2 protein-coding genes are annotated in these 1,299 nt (G+C 41.4%); both read right to left on the bottom strand.

The window, feature by feature from the left end; all coding sequences use genetic code 11:
* The coding region (locus ACESTK_RS20430; RefSeq protein WP_373120629.1) for a transposase at positions 1-290 on the bottom strand (290 nt) is incomplete at its 3' end.
* 26 nt (positions 291-316) lie between these two features.
* Complete coding sequence (locus ACESTK_RS20425; RefSeq protein ID WP_243284565.1) at positions 317-1,051, bottom strand: IS110 family transposase; 735 nt, start codon at positions 1,049-1,051, stop codon at positions 317-319.
* Positions 1,052-1,299 lie beyond the last annotated feature (248 nt).

Raw genomic sequence — 1,299 nt, 5'->3', positions numbered from 1 at the left:
ACTGCAATTAAAGCCCTTTTCCCACCTCTGCGCGCGGCAATTCTTTGATAACGGGAGTAGAGATAACTTTGCTTGTTTCGTATTCCAGCACGAGCACATTCCACCAGCGTTGCTTTCAAATATTTATTTCCTTTCCGTATTCGTGTACTCATCTTTTTTCCGGCGCTTTCCTTACACTCAGGCACAAGCCCCGCCCATGAGCTGAAACGGGATTCATTTTGAAAGTGCTCCATTTCCACACCAGTTTCCGCTAAAATTCGTTCTGCACTTTTTCTTCCAATCCCAGGCATATCATCCAAAGCTTCGATTGCCCAATTTATGGATTCTGTTTTTTTTTAATATCTGCATCTAAATCCATAATTAAAGCGGTCAGGCTTTCAATATGCCCAAGTTGATGTTTCAACATTTTTTGCTGATGTTCTGATATCCGTCCTTGTAGGGATTTCTGCATTTCTGGAATTTTATCTCTGGCTCTTCCTTCAGCAAGTTCACTTAAAACAACCGGATCTGTTTCTCCAGATACAATTGCCTTTAAAATTGTCATACCGCTTTTTCCGCTGATATCGGTAATTACACTGCTCAATTTAACATTGCAGCCTTCTAACACAGCCTGGATTCGATTTAATTCACGAGCACGTTCTTCAATTACCTCCTGGCGGTAACGGGTTATTTCTCGCAGTTCTCTTTGATCCCTATTTGGTATGTAACTTGCTTTTACTAATCCATGGCGTACCAGATCGGCAATCCACTCTGCATCTTTTACATCCGTCTTACGTCCGGGAACTCCTTTGATATGCTGCGCATTCACAACCATGATCGGTATCTGTTCTTCTTCAAATATATTATATACAGGTTTCCAATAAGAGCCCGTACTTTCCATGGCAGCCATCTCACAATCTGTTTCTTTCAGCCACGAAACTAATTGGAGAATATCTTCCGTCATTGTTGAAAACTGACGGATTTCTTTTTTTCTGACACTCGTAAAAATACAGGCTACCATCATATTTTTATGAATGTCAATCCCACAACACCGCTTATACAATACTTCCATAAAGCAAACCTCCTTCGCATAAGCCGATGCAGCTCCTTGCTTAATTGTTGGCTGTCCTGCGTCCTCATCAAAACCCGATGGAAACAAAAAGTGGTACACCTAAGGAGCTGAAAATCAGTCTGTCGGACGGGCTTGTAAGCACCAATCCCCTTCCGATCTTATTCGGCACCTTAAGTATACCACTACATAACGTATAGCTAGTATCCAGTTTTCATTTATTGTGGTGAGATTTTCTCATGATTGTCTGT

The sequence above is a fragment of the Ruminococcus sp. Marseille-P328 genome (genome assembly GCF_964249465.1).
Taxonomy (GTDB): Bacteria; Bacillota; Clostridia; order Lachnospirales; family Lachnospiraceae; genus Blautia_A; species Blautia_A faecis.
Note: the sequence above shows the minus strand (reverse complement) of the source record. Positions and strands in the feature narration are given on the sequence as shown.